General features: G+C 71.8%; 1 protein-coding gene. It reads right to left on the bottom strand.

Annotated elements, in window-relative coordinates:
• Positions 1–633 precede the first annotated feature (633 nt).
• Complete coding sequence (locus RHODO2019_RS19090) at positions 634–20,877, bottom strand: beta strand repeat-containing protein (RefSeq protein WP_265385170.1); 20,244 nt, start codon at positions 20,875–20,877, stop codon at positions 634–636.
• Positions 20,878–20,998: the final 121 nt, after the last annotated feature.

Below are 20,998 nucleotides of genomic sequence, written 5' to 3'. Positions count from 1 at the left end.
TCACCAGGTGGTTGATCGTCGAGGCGGAGCCGTTCGGGTCCTGGGCCACGACGTCGCCCACGACGTCCCCGGCGACGTTGATCGTGTCGCTGCCCAGGCCGCCGAGCACCCGGACCGCGACGTGCGCCGGCGTCGAGAGGACGTCGATGGTGTCGTCGCCCTGGAGGGCGTCGACCTCGAGCACCTGGATGTTGGTGTAGGTCACCGCGATGCCCGCACCGTAGATCGCGGCGGCGGTGATGACGATGTGGTCGGCGAACTCGGTGCCGAGCACGACCAGCTTGTTGAAGCCGGTGCCGCCGTCGACCGCGACCGGGGCGTTGATGTTGTACGTGACCTGGTTGTCGCCGTTGCCGGTGCGGATGTCGGTCTGGGCCGCGGTCGAGAAGCCGGAGGTGAGGATCGGGCTCGGCAGCACACCGCTGACGGTGGCGCCGGCGAAGGTGCCGCCGACCGGGAGGGCCGCCGAGACGGTGATCGTCGAGTCCGTGACCGCGGTGATGACGTAGGGGATGCTCGCCTGGTTGTCGTCGGTGGTGCCGGTGCCGGCCAGGTCGATGGTGGTGCCGACGAGGAAGCCGTCGGTGAGGAAGCTGCCGCCGTCGGTGCGGGTGATCGTGTTCCCGCTGACCCTCAGGCTGCTGCGGGTGAGCGGCCCGCTCGAGAGCGAGACGGCCCCGAAGGTGCCGGTGGTGCGCAGTGGCGTGGCCACGGTCTGGGCGAGGTCGAGGGTGATCGTCGACGCGGTGACGGCCGAGATGACGTAGGCGGTGGCGGCGGTGTTGTCGTCGGTGGTGCCGGTGCCCGTGACGACGAGGGTCTGGCCGACCGCGAACCCGTCGGTGAGGAAGCTGCCGCCGTCGGTGCGGGTGATCGTGGTGCCGGTGGCGATCGTGACCCCGCCGGTGAACAGCGGGCCCATGACGATCGTCCCGTCGGCGGTGGTCTTCGCCAGCGCGAAGGCCTGGACGAGGAACAGGTCGTTGCCGTCGTCGCCCTCGAGGCGGACTGCGGCGTGGTTGGAGTAGACGGTGAACGTGTCGTTGCCGCTGCCACCCTCGGCCACCAGCGGAGCGCTGTTGCCCTTGGACAGGTAGCCCCGGGTCGTCGCGATAGTCGGGAAGTACAGCGGCGGGGAGAGCCCGCTGTAGATCGCGTCACGCCGCATGCCGTACAGCTGGCCGATCTGGAAGTGGTCATCGCCGGTACCCCCGTCGAGGGTGGTCGTGGCCACGGTGTCGTCGACGGCGAAGTAGTCGTTGCCGCCCAGGCCAAGCACACCGAGGCGACCGTTGATCGCCACGTCGTAGTTGACGGTCTCGGAGACACCGTCGTAGCCGGAGGCCGTGGCCGCCTGCAGCACGTCCTGCCCGGCGGTCGTCTCCGGGTGCAGGACAGCCACGTACGCCGGCCGGTTCGTGCACGCACCCAGGATGTTCCCGCAGTACAGGGCGGGCCGGTAGCTGCTCTCCCCGGCAGGTAGGCCTGGCTGCGCAGCAGGAACAGGTCGTCGGTCGGGTACGCGGTGCCGGTGGTCGGGTCGATGCCGTTCTGCGTGCTGTCGGCGCCGTAGACGTCGAGGGTGTCGAGCCCGGCCGCCGGGGCCCCGCTGTCGAGCACGTCGATGACGTAGCTGGTGGCCGTGCCGTGCGTGCCGTGCGTCCACACGACGTAGTGGTCCGAGCCGTCCTGGCCGTCGAGGGCGAGGACGGTGTGGTCCGGCATCGAGGTCAGCTTGTAGACGACGAAGGTGTCCTCGCCGTCGCCGGCGGGCGCGTAGCTGTTCGCCGCGCTCGGCACGGCCGAGCCGAAGGCCCGGGTGTTGCCGCCCAGGACGGTCTGGTCGAACACGATGAGGTCGTTGCCGGCGTTGCCGAAGACCCGGGTCAGGCCACCGGCGCCCGGTGTGACGGTGCCGCGCAGCACGATCACGGTGCCGTCGGGGTAGCCGCCCGCGACGTCGCCGCCGGCGTGGTGGTCCCCGTAGATGTCGATGGTGCCGGTCGTCGTCGTCGGCTGGTTCGGGTTCACCACACCGGTGCCCGGGTCGGCGGGGGCCGTGGTGGCCAGGATCTGCGCGCTCGGGTCGGTGACGACGTCGTCGGCCGAGTACAGGGTGACGTTGCCGGTCATCGCCTCGACCAGACCGTACGGAACCGTCTGCGGCGCGTTCTCGACGACCAGGGTCGTGCCGCTGTGCAGCAGCAGGATCGCGTTGCCGTCGGTGGTGGTGAGGGGGGTGGTGATCCGCACGTTGCCGTGGCGGGCCAGGGCCAGCAGCACGTTGGCCGGCCCATTGGTCTCGGTGAGGTACACGCTGCCGTCGGCCTGGGCCGCGATGTCGCAGCGGGCGGTGACCGCCCGCTGGGCCGCGGTGGCATCGGCGTAGTTCGGGCCCTGATAGAGGAAGGTGTAGGCGTTCGAGCAGGCGCTGCCGTTGGCCGAGTTCAGCTTCAGGTCGACCCCGCTCGAGCCGACGCTGCCGCCCAGGGCCTGCAGGTCCACGGTGTTGCCGATGATGTTCGCCGCCGTGCCGCCGGCGCCGGCGTTGTGGCCGTCGAGGATCGAGCCGGTGTCGGCGGTGACGCTGATGTTCGCGCAGGTCGTCACGCTCGTGCCGTAGCAGGTGCTCACGGTGTCGACGTGCAGGTCGCCGCTGGTCTCGGTGACCCGGATGACGCCGGGGGCCTGGGCGTTCAGCACGCCGAACCGGTCGACCGAGGAGTTGATCTCAAGGAAGTTGGTGTTGGACCCGATCGTGCCGGCGCCGGAGGTGCCGGCCGTCATGGTGATGGTCACGCCGACGACCTGCGGGTTCTGGGCGGGGTTGCTGTGCCCGGTGACCGGGGGGATGCCCGAGCCGACGGGCGCGTCGACGATCGAGTACGGCGCGTACAGGGTCACGTCGTCGTCGGTGGACGTGATGACCCCGGCCCGCAGGTCCAGGTTCGGCCCGGCCGCCACGCTCGCGTCGTTCAGCCTCACGAAGCCGGTCGCGGCCGGCGGCAGCGCGGTGTCGATGACCACGTGCACGGCGGTGTCGGCGACGACGAGCTCGGTGAGGGTGATGAAGCCGTTGGTGTCGACGTTCAGGTTGCCGTGCTGGTGCACCTGGACGAAGCCGATGATGTTGAGGCGGGTCGCCGAGGCGGCGTCGTTCGCGGCCGCGACGGTGATGCTGCCGTTGCCGTTGACGGCGCTCGATCCGGAGTCGAGCTCGCTGAAGGTGTAGGTGCTCGCCACCGCCGTGGTGGCGCCCGCCGACGCGCCGATCGCGAACACCGTCGGCGAGCCGTAGTCCGGGCGGAAGAAGTTGAAGACGTTCCTCGACAGGCTCTCCGACGGCACGACGACCAGCACGCCGGGCACCTGCGAGGTACCGCTGCTGTAGACGGTCGCCTGCAGCAGCACGTCGAGGTCGCGACCGGCGACGAGGTCGCCAACGGTCAGCGACAGCGGCGCGGCCGGCACCGACGGGTCGCGCAGCCACGAGCGGAGGTCGAGGTACAGGTCGACCCCGGCCGTCGCGGTGATCGTCAGCGGGTGGCCGGCGAACTGGATCATGTCGACGTTGACCCTGTCGGTTGCCGAGCCGATGCTGCCGGCCGTCGCCTCGAGGTGCAGGACGTTGGTGACGATCAGCTGGCTGTGGCCATCGCCCGTCAAGCCGCCCCGCACCGTGCCCGACAGGACGCTCCCGCCGAGGTTCAGGATGTCGGTCTCGCCGATCGGGTTCGTGATCGTGCCGAGCAGGGTCAGGTCGGAGGCCGAGGTGGTGTCGATGACCACCAGGCTCGGGGTCACCACCTGCTGCAGGGCGAAGGTCGCCGAGACGTTGTTGCTGCCGGGCGAGGTGTTCAGCGTGACCTTCGGGGTGCCCCGCTCGTCGATGACGTCGATGTTGTTGACGACCATCGGCAACGTCGAGTTGTTGATCAACGTCACCGAGGTGAAGTTCTGCCGGAAGGTGAAGGTGCCCCAGTAGTGCCCGCCGGTGCACTGATTGCCGTTGCTGCCACCGACGCAGCTGCCGCCGTTGATCGAACCGCCGTTGGACGTCATGTAGATGTCGCCGCTGCCACTGTTGATGATGTCGCCGACGGTGACCGTGCCGGAGAGCTGCGCCCCGATGTTCGGGTTGGCGACACCGTTGACCGTGACGTTGATGGCGACCGCGACCGTGCCGTCGGGGTTGACGACCAGGTACGGGTCCGGGCCGGAGTTCACGACGACGTCGGAGTTCCAGCTGACGTTGCGGCTCGTGTGGTCGTTCTGCACGGTGCCGCCGGAGTTCTCCGACTGCACGTACAGCACCAGCTTGCCGTCACCGTTGGACACCAGCGGCGAGGCGGGGGCGTTGGCCGACTCGTTGACGCCGGGGACCAGCCGCGGCCCGGCGTAGACCGTCACGCCCTGGTGGCCGGCGACGGTGTTGTTCAAGGAGACGTTGGTACCCGAGCTGTCGTGCGACGGGCCGATGCACACGCAGGTCGAGTCGTGGTTGTCGTTGTAGGTGACGTCGTGGTGCCAGGCCCGCACATCCACCCCATACCGACCGGTGATCGTCCCGGCGCTCCCGCTGGTGCCGTCGAGCAGCGCGGTGTCGTTCGAGGTGACTGTGATGCCCCCGGTGACGCTCGTGACGCCGAACAGCGCGTACATCCGGGCCTTGGCGTACATCTGGTCGTTGCCCGAGGAGTTCGCGAGCACGGCCACCGTTGCACCCGAGACATGGGCGCCCGCCCCGACCACGGCCGCGGTGTTGTCGGTGACGGTGGTGCTGTCGTGCGCGGTGAAACCGCCGGCGAAGCCACCGCCCTCGCTATGGGCGTAGGCGTTCGTCGCCCGCGCGGTCGTGGCCGCGACGGCGACGTTGCCGCCGGCGGTGACCGTGGTGCCGGAGCCGTCCACCTGGATCGACGAGCTGTCACCGGCGATCCCGGAGTCCGAGCTCGGTCCGAAGGAGGCTGTGTTGATCGCGTGGACCGTCAGGGTGCTGCTGACCACCCCGACGGCGATGAAGCCGCCCGAGCCGTTGTCCGACGACACGGCGTCGTTGCTCGTGAGGGCAGAGGTGACGGCGACGTTGCCGCCGGCGGTCACGGTGCCGGCGAGGTAGGCCTGCACGATCGGGGAGTCGGTCAGCGACGCCGTCGGCACGTTGACGCTGATCACGCCGCCGCCACCGCCCGCGGCCGACGAGGACGACTGCCCATCTCCGGCCGGCGGGCTGAGCTGGCGCAGCGAGATGTACGGGCCCGCCACCGGGCTGCTCGGTGCGTACAGGCCGTAGGTGCCGCCGGTGGCCGCACCGAGGTCGATGGCCACGCTGTCGGCGGTGCAGCTCGCGCTGCAGCCGGTCAGGGCCAGGCCGGTGGCGAAGAACTGCTGCGTCCCGTAGATGTCCTGGACCGTGGCCGACCCGGCGTTGCCCGACGACGTGGTCGTCGTGCTCAGCGTGATCGCGTGGCCCGTGCCGTCCTTGAGGGTGAAGCTCGACGAGGTCGGGTTCGCGACCGTGTAGGTGTAGCCGTCGGTCAGCCCGCCGATCGGCGCCGGGATGATCTGCGAGACCCCGGTGTCGGTGGTCGGCGCGCTGATCGCGATGGGCTTCACCGGGTCGGTGCAGGTGTTCGACCCACAGCTGTAGGTGTGCGCGGTGGTGTCGTACTCGGTGGCCGCGAGCTGGATGACGTACTGGTTGACGACGATGGCGTAGTAGTAGCCGCCGTTGACCAGGCCACCGACCGGCGATCCGGTGGTCAGGTACTGCACCCGCTGACCGGTGTGCAGGCCGGACGGGGTCTGGATCGGCAGGTGGTTGCTGTCCTGCCCGGTCACCTGACCCGCGACGATGTCGTTCTGGCTCGTGTCGGGCAGGTAGCAGTGGCTGGAGTCCGGGCAGCTCGGGGTGACGTCCACCGCAGCCTGGTTGAAGGCCAGCGGGGTCGGCGCCGTGTACGTCACGCGCTGGCCGTTGGTGAACGAGTTGGCCAGGGTGATGGTGGTGCCCGACACCGCACCCGGCGTCGTTGTCAGCGAGAAGCTGCCGGCGGCCGCCGTCGCCGCGGCGTAGCTCGTGTAGAGCTGGATCGTGTACGGGTCGACGACCCGGACGTACAGCGTTTGACCGGCGGCGACGCTGCCGTTGATGACGCCGGTGCCGCCGAGCACGATCGCGTCGCCGGTGGCGAAGTTGTGCACCGTGGAGAACCGGATGACCGACCGGTTCGGGTCGACGCCGGAGGCACCGGGGATGGAGCCCGCGTTCACCGTGGCGGTCAGGAACGTGGCGCCGAGCTGGACGTGGTCACCGTCGACGGCGATCACGGTGTAGACCCGACCGCTGGTCAGCCCGGGGATGCCGCCGCCGATGTAGAGGACGCTGTCGCCGGTGGTCAGGCCGTGGCTCGGGAAGTACAGGGTGTTGTCGGTGCTGCTGACGTCCGCGACGTTCGCGCCGTAGGTGTCGCCGAGCTGAATCCCGGCCGCGGGGGCGCTGCGGGCCTCGGCCGACACCGACACGTCACCGGTGACGGCCACCACGACGCCCGAGGAGAGGTAGGCCCGGACGGTGGGCGACGTGGTGACGGTGGCCGCGGCCACGCCAACCTGCACGCCGCCGCCGCCGTAGCTCTTCGAGGTGGCGTTGCCCTCGGCCCGGGTCGACACCGCGTGCACCGTGAGCGAGCCGGCGAGTGCGATGTGGTCGCCGCTGCCGACGTAGGCGGTGACGGTCGGGGTGACGGTGGACGTGGTGCTGGCGCCGCCGCCGGCGATGGCCCCGCCGACGCCGAGGGTCGCGGTGACGGTCGAGGTCGTGGTGTCGGTCGCCTCGAGGTCCAGCGACGCCGGGCGGCCGGTGCTGGTGCCGACCGTGACGCCGCTGTCGACGTAGGCCTTGGTGGAACCGGTGACGGTGCCGGTGGAGACCAGCGCCCCGACCCCGAGCAGGCCGCCCGCGCCGCCGCTCGCGCCCGCGTTCGCGGTCTGCGTGTGGGTGGTCGAGACGGTGATGGCGGTGGTCGGGCTCTGGATGACCGCGCCCGAGGCGATGCGCGCGTAGTCCGCGCCTCCGACCGAGGCGGTGGTGCCGGCTCCGGCGCCGCCCGCGATACCGATGCCGACGACGAACACGGTGGTGCTGGCCGTGTCGTGCCCGACCGCGGTGACGTTCAGGCTCGCGGCCTGGTCGAGCGTGGCGCCGAACGAGGCGGTGACCGCACCGTTGTCGGTGGCGTTGGCGAAGACGATGGCCAGGCCGAGCGCGCCGCCGGCGCCGCCCTTCGTCGTCGCGGTCGCCGTGTTGGTGCCGGTGGCGCTGGCGACGATCGCACCGGTGACCGTGAGGGTGCCACCGCCGATCGTCGAGTACACCACGGCGGTGCTGTCGATGTCGGCCTCGGACTTGCCGCCGGCGCCGGCGAAGAAGCCGACCGCGACCGGGGTCGCGGTCGAGGTCGCGGTGTTCGTGCCGATGACGGTCATGGTCAGGCTGTCGGCGTGGGCGACGTTGCCCTCGAGGTCGGCGCCGATCGTCCCGGCGATCTCGGCCTTGGGCAGGGCCACACCGACGGCCACGCCGCCGCCCGCTCCGGCGTCGGACGACGAGGTAGCGGTGTTCGTGCCGGTCACGGTGATGGTGATGGCGCCGGTGACGTTGATGGACGAGCCCGAGCCGCTGCCGGCCCTGATGTGCGCGGAGCTGGTCACGATCGCGGTCGTACCGGACCCGCCGCCGCCCATCGTGCCGATCGCCACGACGAGCGTGGTGCCGGTGGCCGTGTTCGTGCCGGTCGAGGTCATGGTCAGCGATGCGCCGGCCGTGATGGTCCCGTTGATCTCGGCGTCGGTGCCGCCACCGTTCTCGGCGTAGCTCAGGATGACCGAGATCGCGGCGAGAATGCCTCCGGTGCCGCCCGTCGCGGTGGCGGTGGCGTCGTTGTGGCCCGAGCCGGCGACCAGGTTGCCGCTGCCGTCGAGCGTCCCGAACTGCGCGGTCACCGTAGTCGCGCCGGTGACCGCCACGGACGCGTCCGTACCCACGACGGCGTTCACGGTGGCGGTCGACCCGATGTAGGCCTGGGCCGACGCGCCACTGCCGCCGAGGAGGGAGATGCTGACCACGAGCGCAGTGGCCGTCGCGGTGTTGGAGCCGGTGGCCCGGACGAGCAGCGAGCCGGCCTTGACCCCCGCGTTGGGCAGCGTGCCGTCGAAGGTGGCGACGACGCCGCCGTCGACGTGCGCACTCGGGAGCATCACCGAGATGGCGATGCCGCCGGCCGAGCCGCCGCTAGCGTTCGCCGTCGCGCTGTTGACGCCGGTGGCGACGACGGCAACCGACCCGCCGTGCACGTTGTCAATGCCCGCGCCGACGGTCGCGGTGACGCCGGCGCTCGAGGTGATGTCGGCCTCGGACGACGCGCCGCCACCAGCGACGACGCCGACCGCCACCGGAACCGCCGTCGCGGTTGCGGTGTTCGCGCCGGTCGCGGTGACGCTGAGCGCGGCGGCCGTGGTGATGCCGCCGTCGAGCTCGGCGTTGGTGAGACCCTCGACCCTGGCTGTGGGGATGCCGACGCCGATCGAGAGGGCGCCGACCGAGACGAGCACGTCGTTGGCGGTCGCGGAGTTGGCCGAGCTCGCCGAGTACACGATCGTGCCCGCGCTGGCGTCTGAGGACGTGCCCGCCCCGGTGGCCTGCGTGGTGGCCGTCGAGGCGATGTCGGCGAGCTCCCCGCTGCCCGACATCGAGAACCCGCCACTGACGCTGACCGAGACCGTCTCGGCCACGGCGGTGTCCGTGCTGGCCGCGATCACGCACAGGCTGCCAGAGGCGTCGGCGCAGGTGCCCCCGGATCCCGAGATCGTGCCGTCCTGGCGGGCGTGCACCGCACCGGCCACGACGGCCTTGACGATCACCACCGTGACGCTCGCCGCGTAGGACGCAGCGACGACGACGGCCGAGGCGTGCGCGTTGTTGCCGACACCCTGGGTCGCCGCGTCCACCTCGACGGCGCCGCTGCTGAAGACCGTGGCCCCCGATCCGATGGTCGCGGTGATCGTCGCGGTCGGGCTCACCTCGGCGTCGGCGAACGCGCCGCCCGCGCCGGCGATCCCGACCGAGGCGATCACGGCGGTCGCGTTGGCCGAGTTCTGCGCCCGGGCGCGGACGAGCACCGAGCTCGAGCTGGTGATGCTGCCGTTCAGGACCGCGGTCGTCGCGCCGGTGACCGTCGCGATGGGCACCATCACCGTGATGGCGACCGTGCCCGCCGATCCACCCGGGGCACTGGCCGTCGCGGTGTTCGTCGCACTGGCGATCACCCTGACCGCGCCGCTGGTGCTCAGCGACCCGGACGTCACCTGGGCGGTGGTGTCACGGGCATCGGTGGCGAGGGCGACGGTGGCGCCGACAGCGGCGAGCGCACCGGTCGCCACGTTTGCACTCTTGACCGTCACGTCGCTGTGATCGCCCGTGGCGCTGACCGTCTCGCCGCCGCTGCCGAGCGAGCCGGTCACGGCCGAGGAGGCCCGGGTGGTTCCGGTGAGGTTGGCCAGGCCGACGGCCGCACCGATACCGAGCCCGACACCGGCCTCGACGGAGTAGACGTTCACCTCGACAGGGGTCGTGTCGTCGGCGCTGACGGTCAGGCCGGTGACCGCGGCCGCGACGGTGACGGTGACGCACCCGCAGGCGACCGTCGGGCCCGGCGGGGTGCTGCCGACGGTGGCCGTGGTGTCACCGCTGACGTTGACGATGCCGACCGAGGCGCCGATCGCCAGGCCCGAGATCGCAACGCCGATCGGGTCGGCAGTGACCGAGCGGTAGGAGTGCGCCGAGACTGTGGCCCCGGCGCCCGCGCCGAGCAGGCTCGCACCGGCGTCGACGTGCGCGTTCTGGCTGGAGGAGTCGTTGATGACGACGACCTGCGCGCCGAGGGTGACGACGCCGGCGGCGCCGGCGATCGCCAGGCCGAGGGTGGTCTCGTCCGTTCCGGCCGAGACGGTGATCGCCCCACCGGCGGTGAGGCTGGCGTACTGCCCGACCCCGGCAGTGGTGGGGTTCTGCACGTTGAGGATCAAGATCGAGGCACCGATGGCACCGAGACCCCCCGACAGCGACCCGGTGATCCCGAGGATGTCCACCGCGTCGTGCGCGGTCACCAGGATGTTGCCGCCGGCGACGACGGTGCCGCCGAGGTAGGCAGAGGTGCCCGCCGGGGGCGTCGTGGCGCCCAGGGCCCCGGCGACCGAGCCGGACTGCGGGGTTCCACCGCTCAGTGCCGCCTGCGCCGAGGCGAGGCCGCCCGACTGGTAGCCGCTGACGGCGTAGCCGCTCGGGTCGATCTGGGCCCAGGAGCTCGACGACGACGCCGAGGTCGGGTCGTTGCCGGTGTTGCCGTCCAGCTTGGACGAGTAGTAGTTGTTGTCGCTGCCGAGGACCACGTCATTGGTCGCGTAGGTGGCCCCGCTCGACCAGCTGCCCCGGTCGTTGCTGTGGCTGCCCTGCAGGGCGTTGCCGTACTGCGAGGACGACGCGACCGTGTCGGACTGGCCACCGGTGTCGGCTCCGCCGGAGTGCAGCGCGTTGGAGGCCTGCTGCAGCGTCCAGATGCCCGTCGCACTGCCGGGCGTGGTGGTCCCGGTGGTGTCGACGAGGGCGGCGTAGCTGTAGTCGCCGTACTCGACGACGTCGCCCTGGTGGTACTGCGCGCCCGAGACCCAGGTACCCTTGTCGCCGCCCAGACCGCTCTCGGCCACCCAGTTCCCGGTCCCCGGGGTGACCCCGGCGGCCACGGCGTCCTTGGCCGCCCAGCGGATGTTGTGGAGCTCGACCCTGTCACCGGCGTTGTACGACGTGCTGGCCGACCAGGCGCCCTTGTCGGTCCCGGCCGCACTGTCGTCGTAGGTGGCCGACGGCGCGGCGCCCAGGGTCCACACGGCGACCGAGACAGCGATCCCGACGGCACCCAGGCCCACCGAGATCGCGAAGGTGATGACGTGCTGGCGCGACAGCGCGATCACCGCGACGTCGGCCATGGCGTTCACCGTGGCGTGGTCTCCGATGCCCGCCGTAACGGTGGCGTTCGCGACCCCGACGTCCACAGCCCCGGCGGCTCCGACCGCACCCAGACCGGCCCCGCCGGCGATGCTGATGGCGTCGAAGTTGTCGGTGGCCGCCACGGTCACCGACTGGGCCGCGTCCGCGCCGGTGACGTTGTTGACAATGCTCGAGGCCCCGACCGTGGCCGTGGTCGTCATGGTGAACAGCCGGATGCTGATGCCGCCAGCGGCTCCGACGAAGCCGGCACCCAGAGCCGCGGCGAGGCCGAACAGGCGCTCGGTGGAATCGGCCACGACCGCCACACCGTGGACGCCGGTGGCCGTGCCGAAACCGGTGCTCGTCGTGCTGCCGTCAGCGACCAGAACGCCGAGCGCACCTCCGTGGGCGAGGGCGTTCACGATGTTCGACGTCCCGAGGTAGGCCTCGGTGTCCTTGGTGACCAGGGCGACCCCGACCGAGGCCCCGACCCCGGCGTACACCCCGACCCCGATCGCCGCGGCCACCGAGATCAAATCCGTGTGGTCGAGGGCCGCGACCAGCACGTTGTTTCCCGCGTACAGGGTCACGTGGTCCGCCGTGCCGGCGTGGGTCGTGTTCGTCATCGACGTCACGTCGGCCACGCCGGCGACACCGACCTGGCCCCCGGCCAGACCGGCAGCGACCGAGACGACCGTGTCGCTGGTCGCGGCGCTGATCACCAGGTCACCCGCCGTGGCGGTCAGCACGCTGTCGCTGCCGACCGTGGCCTGGGTGTCCAGGGTCACGAAGTGCAGGGTGACGGCCACGGCCACCGCGGCGTCGCCGGCGATCGCGACGCTGGCGTCGATGCCGAGCTGGTGGAAGGACTCGGCGGCGGACACCGCGACCGACCCGGCCGAGGTAACGGTCGTGCCGGCGCCGATGGTCGCGTGCGTGGTGGTGCTGAGGACGCCTGCCGAGCCGGTGACCCCGATGGCCACGCTGCCGCTGACCGAGGCGGAGACACCGACGGCGGCGATGTCGTCGACGCTGGTCGCGGTGACGGCGATCCCGCTGAAGGATCCGCGGCCGGCGGTCGTGGTGGCCGGGTTCTCCGCCGAGGCGTCCCCGGAGGGCCGCTGACCCTGCAGCACGATGCTGTGCGAGGCACCGGTCGCGACGGCGGCGTCCAGGGAGATCGGTGCGACGGGCTTCGCGGTGCCGCAGTCGGCGGCGAGGCCGGTGGCGCCGCACGCGGTGGCGGCGAGCTCGATGCGCTGGGTGCCGGTGTAGTAACCGGCGCCGAGGACGATCACGTAATAGGTCTGACCATCGACCAGGTTGCCGATCGGGGTACCGCCGCCGGAGCTGTAGACGATCGCGTCGCCGGTGCTCAACGGGCTCGGGGTGCCCTGCTTGGTCATCGGGTAGGGCAGGTAGATCACGGTGCCGGTGACGTCAGTCGCCGGGTTGAAGCGAGGGGCGCTGTCGGCGGCGACGGCGGTGCGGTCGGCCGGGACCAGGCGCTGGGACTCGCCGTAGGCGCTGGTGTCGCCGGCGGGGATGCCGAAAGCGACGAGGTGGCTGTCGAGCTGGGCTGGCGGAGGGTTCGCCGCGTTGAGCAGCTCGACGCAGATCGACGCCGCGTCGCAGCCGGCCGCCACCCGGTGGATGTAGTACGTGCCACCCGGGGTGAGACCGGTCAGCGACGTGCCTCCACCGTTGTCGTAGAGCACCCGCTCACCCTCGGTGTACCCGCTGCCCGCGGACGTCGTCAGGACGATCCAGTTGCCGCTGGGCTGGCTCGGGTCGGCAGGGGTCGGCGCATTCGGGTCGTGGTGGACTGCGGTCCGCGGATCGAACCGGATGTCCGGCGTGACACTGGTGAACGCACCGGTGCTCGCCGTGGTGGCGCTTCCCGTGCACATCGCGGTGAGCGTGACGTTGTTGCCGACGGTGGCCTCGACGTGCTTGATGACGACCGGGACCGCCACCGCAGCCCCGACCGAGGCCGTCCCGCTGACGGCGATGTTGCCGGCGATCACGTCCAGGTGGACCGCGTCATCGGCGGAGATCACGATGTTGTTGCCGGCCCAGAGCTGGGCGCCGTTCCCGATCGTCGACGTGGTCGTGATGTTCAGCACCGAGACGCCGGCGTTGAGGGCGATCGCCACGTCGCCGCCGACGCTGCCACCGGCGGAGATCGAGGTGATCGTCTCCGACGACGTGGCCGTCACCGTGATGTTGCCGTGGGTCGCGGTGAGCATCGTGACGGCGGCCGGCGTCGTCGACGTGGCCGGGACGCTCGCCCCCACGGTCGCCACGGTGTCCTTGGTGATCACCTCGGTGTCGACCCCGGCGCCGACCCCGGCGGTCCCGCCGATCGCGACGGATCCGGCCACCCCGAGGATCGTGGTCAGGTCGGAGGCGGCGACGCCGACGTCCTGGGCCGCCGTGAGGTGAGCGCCGCTGCCGACCGAGGCCAGGGTGCTGTCGGTGAGCACGTCCACCACGGCCGAGCCGGCCACGCCGGCTTCGCCGCCGGCCGCGCCACCGAACGCCACCAGGGTGATCGCGCCGACCTGCTGCGCCCCCACCGTGACCGAACCGGCGTCGGAGGTGAGGACGTCACCGGTGCCGATGCTCGCGGACACCGTGCTGCTGCGCACCAGGACGCTGGCGGAGATGCCGACGCCGGCGGTGCCGCCGATGGCAACGCTGCCCGCGTAGAGGCCGATCGTGTCGTTCGCGCCGTTGCCGGTCGCGGTGACGGCGAGGTCAGCCCCGGTGTGCACCGACGACGACGCGCCGATCCAGGCGTAGGTACCGGTCCCGGCGGCGGAGTTGAGGACGAGCACGAGGATCGACCCCGAGGCGCCGACCTCGTCGCCCGCCCCGGCCGACGCCGCCACCACGAGGATGGGGTCGGTCGCTGTCGCCGTCACCGCCGCCGCGCCACCGGCCGCCGCCACGACCTTCGCCCCCAGGTAGGCGGTGACGGTCTGGTCGACGACGCCGACCACGACGGCCGCCCCGACGCCGACGCTGCCGGTGGTCACGCCGAGCCCGCCGGCGATGTCGGTCTCCTGAATGTGGTCCGCGGCGTGCACCGTCAGGGTCTGGCTGGCCCCGCCCCTCGGGCCGGACTGGTTGATCTGGGCGCCGTCGCCGATGTGGGCGTCGGTCGTGCGCTCCCACACGTCGACGATGAACGACCCGGCCACCGAGGCGGTACCGGTTCCGGCGGCGCCGGCCACCGCCACGCTGGAGACGGCCGGTTCCGTGACGGCGGACCCGGCCCCCGGCGCCGGGATCAGGGCGACTCCCGGGACGTTGACCAGGTTGGACAGCAGCATCGAGCCCAGCCGGGACAGGTCGACCCCGAGCTCGCCCAGGCTTGACTCGGCGCTGACCGTGAGGGCCCCGGCGGCGTCAAGCGTGGTCAGCTGCGCGAGGCTGGAGTCCACCTCCGCGACGGTCGTGACCGGAGTGAGGATGTTGATTGCGATGGCCGCTCCGACCGCGACCCCGCCCTGGGAGAGCGCGCCGGCCGCGGCCAGGTTCTGCAGGCCCATGGGGTTGACCGCGCTGACGGTGAGCCCACCGGTCGAGCCGAGCACGCTGGCGAGGCCGACCTCCGCGGTCGTCCGGTAGGCGATGACGTTCAGCGCGACCGAACCTGCGACCTGCGGGTCGGTCTTGCCGCCGGAGGCGGCGAAGCCCCAGCTGATCACGGTGTTCTGCGCGGGCTCGCCGGTGGCGCTGTCGCGAGGGGTCCCGGCCGACACGGTGATGCCCTTGCCGCTGAGGTGGTCGCCGCTGCCGGTGCTGGCCGTGACCGTGGCGTCGAGGTAGTTGAAGCCGAGCCCGGCGCCGATGTTGGTCTTGGCGTTGTTCGGGTCGAGGGCGATGCCCAGGCCGCGGGCCGCGACCGTGCTGAGCTGGGTGGCCTCCACGGTGAGCGCGCCCCGCGCCGCGATGGTCAGGGAGGAATCCACCGTGGCCGTCGTGCTCGTCTGGACCCAGGTGACGGCGATCGCGGCCGCGACCCCGACGCCGCCGCCGGACTTGCCTGCCTTGCCGGTGGACTTCGCGCCGCCTTGGGTCGCGGAGGTGTTGGCCGACGGGGGCGAGTTGGCGCCCTTGCCGCCCGCGTTCGGGTCGTTGGTGACGGCCGAGGTGGTGGTGGCGTCGGCCGACGTGCCCCCGGAGTCCTTGCTGCTGCTGCCGATCGCGCTGGCGTTCGCCGTCGCGCCGACGGCGACGTCGGAGGCCGCGGTCACGGTGACCGCGTCGGCGGTGACGCTGCGGGCCAGCTCGGCCGACGTCGTCCAGCTGATCACGATCGGCAGGGCCACGGCCGCACCCACCCCGACGCCGCTCGCGACGACGTTGGCGTTGGCGCCGGTGGCCGAGGCATCGACGGAGTGCGTGACGGCGATGGTCACCGCGCCGGCGACGCCGAGAGGGGTGGGGGATGTCCCGATCCGGGCGGTCGCGGTGTCTCCGGTGTCGACGACCAGGGCGAGGGAGGGACTCACTGCAGTGCCGCCCTTGGTGCCGGCCTCGGCGAGCGTGGTGATGGCCCGCTCCGACGCCGCCTCGACCCCGACCTCGCCACCCGCGGTGACCGACACCCCGTCGCCGATCTCGGCGAGGGTGGTGGTGGAGGCGAAGACCTGGATGGCGACGGATGCGCCGACTCCGGTGCCGGTACCCGAGCTGTCCTGGCCGGTGATCGCCGTGGAGAGGTCACAGGGCAGGCCGAGGAACTGGGCGCAGGTCTTGAAGCCGGCCCGGGCCGAGGCGTTGGCGGCGTCGTCCTCGCGGTAGTCGGCCTTGAGCACGAGCGACCCGGTGCCTGCGTGGATCGTCGCGCCGGTGGGCGCGGTGGCCTCGGTGTCGGCCGTGACGATGTTGATGGCCAGCGCGCCGGCCGCGCCGAGCTTCTCGGTGTTGCTGGACCCGGCCTTCGCGGTGGCCTCGACGGTGTGGGTGACGTCGGCCGCGCCGCCGCCCGCGACGGTCACCGGGGTCATGGTGGCCGTGACCTCGAGGCCGACGCTGGTGACGGCCGAGGCCCCGGTCGTCGCGACGTTGGTCATCGTCACGTCGTTGACGACGACGCCCGCGCCGATCCCGTTGGTCACCTTCGACGCCGTCTGCCCGTTGCCCTCGCCGGTGACGTCGGTGTTCGCTGAGCTGGCGAGGGTGACCGCGCCGGTGGCACTAGTGATGGTCAGGTGGTCGGTGAAGTAGGCCCTGGACGTCGTCTCGACCACGTTGACCGTGAACGCGCCGGCCACCGACAGCGAGCTGCCCTTGGTGTCCCCGTCGCCGGCGGTCGGAGTCTTGGTCTTCGGTGCGCCCTTGCCCGTCAGTCCGGTGGAGACGAGGTTGCCCTGACCGAGGTCCTTGTCGGCGATGGCGTTGATCCCACCGGTCGAGGACGACGGTGCTCCCGGCGCGGCCGCATCGGTCGAGGTCTTAGTCGCCGACGCACCGACCGCGCTCAGGCTGACGGCTCCGTCGGCGGTGACGTCTCGGGCGATGAAGGCCCTGACGTCGTCGGCGGCGACGACGACGGCCACAGCGAGCGCGACGCCGGTCGTCTCGGCGTTGACGTCGCCGCTGCCCTCGGTCACCGCCCTGGCGTGCTGGGTGGCGGCGAGGGTCACGTCACCGGAGAGCTCGAGGACGGCCCCGGCGCCGATGTAGGCCGTGGTGCCGAGGTTGGCGATGACCAGCGCCACCGACGGCGACAGGCCGGTGCTGCCACCGTCGGCCCCGCTCACCGCTGAGGTGTCGGCGGCGTTGCCGTCCTCGGCCGCGATGTCGACACTGCCGCCTCCGGTGACCGTGACCCCGTCACCGATGCCGGCCGTCGTGGTGACGTTGTCGATGGTCAGCGCGAACGAGGCGCCGATGCCCATCTTCGGTGCGTCGTCGGCGCCGCTGCTGGCGCACACGTCACCGGGCTGCAGCGCCTTGGACACGAAGTAGTGCGCGCTCCCCGTCGCCACCGTGGGGTTGAGCACCATGGCCTTCCCGAGCAGGGCTCCGAGGCAGGTGCTGGCGAGCTGGAAGTAGCCCGGCTTGACGACGATGGCGAAGTAGGTGCGGTTGTTGACCAGGGTCGAGGGGCACACCCCGCTCAGGCACAGCGGATCCGCGGCGATGCCAATGGGGTTCTTGCCACCGGTGTGGTAAGCGACGGCCTGGCCGGTCTTCAGGTTGCCGTCGACGAGCTCGTAGGCCAGCACGATGGTGGTGAGCTTCGTCGACGTCGACGTGGGGTCGGCGATGATCGACGTCGCCGGGTCGAACGCGTTCCGGAACGGGATCGCGCTGGTCACGGCGTCGGTGTCGGTCGCGGCGTCGAGCTTCACGGTGCCGCCGCCGGCGGCCACCGTCGTGCCGGCCACGCCGGGGCCCGACGACGTCAGCTGGGCGCTGGTCGTGCTCGAGATGATGTTGAGGGCGACCGACCCGTTGATGCCCAGCGACCCGCCGCCGGCCGCGGCCGAGATCGCCTGGGCCGTGGCCGAGTTCACGCAGTCGGTGCCCTCGGCGGTGCAGTCGGTGCTGCCCGTAGCCGACACCGGCGTCATCCTCGCCGACACCTCCAGACCGTCAGCGGTGATCGTGGCGCCGCCGGTGACGTCGGCGGTGTTGACGATCGTGACGAAGTTCAGCGCGACGCCGGCGCCGATGGCCGCGGTCGCTCCGCCGGTGCCGGTCTCGCCGTCGGACACCGCACTGGTGTCGGTGTTGCCCGACGAGGCCAGCCTGAGCGCGCCACCGGTGACCGTGAGGGTGACCCCGGACGGCACTGTCGTGTCGCTGACCGACCGGACCAGGTTGAACGAGATCGCGGCGGCGGCGCTGATCGACGTGCCCGAGCTGTCAGCACTGCCGGCCGTCGGGGTCGCCGAGTCCTTCCCACCCTTGGGCGCACTCCCCCCGGCCAGCGTGTTGCCCATGCCCAGGAAGTTGTCCGCGGCGGCGTTGACCGATGCGAACGGTGAGGTGTTCGAGGCGGGGGCCCCGGCGGTCCCGGCCCAGGTCAGCGACGAGGTCGCCGAGGTACCGGTGGCGGAGAGCGCGATGTCGCCGACGATGGTGAGACTGCGGGCGGTGGTGGCGTGCACCTCGTGGTCGACGTCGTTGACGACGACCGAGATCCCGATGCCGGCATCGGACGTGGTGTCGCCGCTGGCGCCGCTGTCGACCCTCGCCGCCTGCGTCGCGTCAGCCCTCAGACCGCCGGCCAGGACGAGGGTGGCCCCCGTTCCGATGGTGGCGTTGGTCGCAACGTTGGAGACGGCGACCGAGACGACCGGCGTGATCGCGACCGTGGCCCCGGAGGAGCCGGCCTTGGCCAGCAGCGTCATGGTGTCGGTCGTGGAGGCGGTCAGCCCGAGCGACGCGGCGCCGACCAGCGAGGCCCCGTTCCCGACGGCGGCCGTACCGGCGTCGTTGACGATATTCACCGCGACGCCGGCGCCCACGCCCATGCTGTCGGTGGGCTTCTCGACCAGCTGCAGGAAGTGGAAGTCGCCCGCCGCCACGGTGGGGTCGAGCGGGAGGACCTCGCCGGCGGTGAAGGTCGGCAGGAGCAGGCTGCCGGAGATGAGCTGGACGTGGACCGCGCCGGTGGCGTCGGGCAGGCAAGGGGTCAGCAGCGGGCCGCCGCAGTACAGGTAGTAGGTCGAGAGGGCGGTGAGGCCGCCGATGCTGGTGCCGCCGCCGTTGTTGTAGACGACCTTGTCCCCGGTGGCGGCCGGCAGACCGGCGAAGGTCCCGTTGGTGTGCAGCAACGGCAGCGACAGGGTGATCGTGTTGTTCGCCACGGCGGTCGGGGAGAAGTAGTTGCCGGTCGGGATCGCCTTGGTCGTCGACTCGGTGGTGTGCTCGCTGGCCAGGGACACGCCGGCCGGCGTGGTGAGGGTCAGCGTCGCGTTGTCGGAGATCGTCGCCGTGTGCGTCACCGTCACGATGTTCATCGCGAACGAGCCCTCGAAGCCTGCGGTGCTCGACGCCCCCAGGGCGTTGACGCCGGTGCCCGCGCCGGCCTTGGCCGTGGTGCCGAACGTCTCGGCGCTGGCCGGCGCCTCGATGGTCAGCCTGGTCGCCGTCAGCGTCGTGGTGCCCCCGACGTAGGCCGAGGTCGTCACGTGGGAGATGTCGATGGCGACCGCGACGCCGATCCCGAGGGCGGTGCGCAGCACGGCGTGCCCGTCGGCGGCGGTCTGGGCGTCGGTCGCGCCGCCGGCGTGGACCACGACGTCGCCGGTGGTGAGCCCGAAGGCGCCGCCGTTCGGGGCGAGGTAGGCCTGGGTGTCGACGGTCAGGTTCGCCACGGCCAGGGCACCGGCGGCCACCAGGGGGCTCAGCGCGGTGACGACGGCGCCCAGGAACTGGGCCGGCGTGATCGCCGCGCCGGTGGCGTCGGTGTTGGCTGTGGCCCCGTCGGGGCTGGCCGCCGCGGACGTGGTGATCGTGTTGCCCGTGGTGGCGCTGATCGCGACCGAACCGGCCGTGTTCCCGGTCGAGTGCGCGTCGATGTACGCCGTGGTGGACTCGTGCAGCGTGGCCAGGGCGACACCGGCCCCGGCCCCGGCCAGCAGCGCGTTGCCGTTGGTGGTGAGGTTCGTGTTCTCGGTGCTCGCCGACACGGTGAGCGCACCGCCGACGGTGAACGTCGTGGTGCCCGACAGGTTCGACTGGGCCGTGCTGGTCACGTCGAGCTTGGAGAAGGCGGCGTCGACGGCATCCGTGCCGCCGAGCGGGCCCTGCGCCACGGCGCTCGCGTTGACCGTGGAGGCGCTGGACACCGTGACGTCGCCGGTGGCGGTGATCGTGCTGTCGGTGATCGAGACGATCGCGCTCGAGGTGACGTTGACGACGTTGACCTGGGCGGCGCTGGTCGGGGTGGCGGTGGACGCCGCGACGAGGGTGATGCTGCTGGCATCGACCGTCGCACCGCTCAGTGTGATCGAGGTGGTCGGTGTCGCGGTCACGGTGCCGACGGTCGTCGTGCCCGTGTCGGAGGCGACGGCCTGGAAGTTGATCGGCGCGTTGCCGGTGTTGATGGTGACGCCGCTGACGGTGATCTGCTCGGCCGTCACGTCGAGCTCGGCGCCGGTGAGCAGCAGGCTGGTCGCGAAGCTCACCGAGTCGTACCCGCCGCCACCGTTGATGACGATCTTGGACGTGCCAGCAGCGGTGAAGGTCACCGACTCCATGGTCGGCGCGCTGACGGTGACCGTGCCGCCGGCCTGCGACACCGAGATCGCGTCGTCACCGGACGTGCCGGTGATGGTGACCACGGTCGTGCCGGGCGTGATCGTGATCGGGGCGAGGCCGGCGTACCGGATGGGCGTGCCGTTGAGCACGACCGTGCCGGAGTGCTTGTCGACGGCCATGTCCTGGAATGTCTGCTGCCCGGCCACGACCAGCGCGCCCGCGCCGCCGCCGTCGAGGGAGACGACGCTGCCACCCGGCTGGACGGTGAAGGTGGCGACGCTGCCGGCCGCGCCGACCAGGTGGGCGAAGCCGGCGAAGGCGACGCCGGCGACCGTGCCGACGTCGGTGCCCGTGATTGTCCACGAGGTGTCGACCGACGGCCCGTACAGCACCGCCCCCGTGCCACTCCCGGCAACGGTGAGGGCCACCGGCGGCAGTCGGACAGAGGTGCCCAGGTGCACCGACCGGGCGCCGGCCTGGATCACCACCGAGCTCAACCCGGCCACGACAACCCAGTCAGCGGGGCCGCTGCCCGCCACCACCCGCACCGACATCGTCGCCGGGTCGTAGGACAGGCTCAGATCACCGGCCGAGCTCGCCACGTATGTCGCCGACGAGCCCGACACGGTCCAGGACGTGCTCGTCGCCGGTGACCCGTCCGCACCTGGTACCGGCACCGGTACGGGAGCCGGCACAGGAGCCGGTGCCGGTGCCGATGCGGGA

This window comes from Rhodococcus antarcticus (assembly GCF_026153295.1).
Classification (GTDB): Bacteria; Actinomycetota; Actinomycetes; order Mycobacteriales; family Mycobacteriaceae; genus Rhodococcus_D; species Rhodococcus_D antarcticus.
This window is presented reverse-complemented; position numbering and strand designations above follow the sequence as displayed.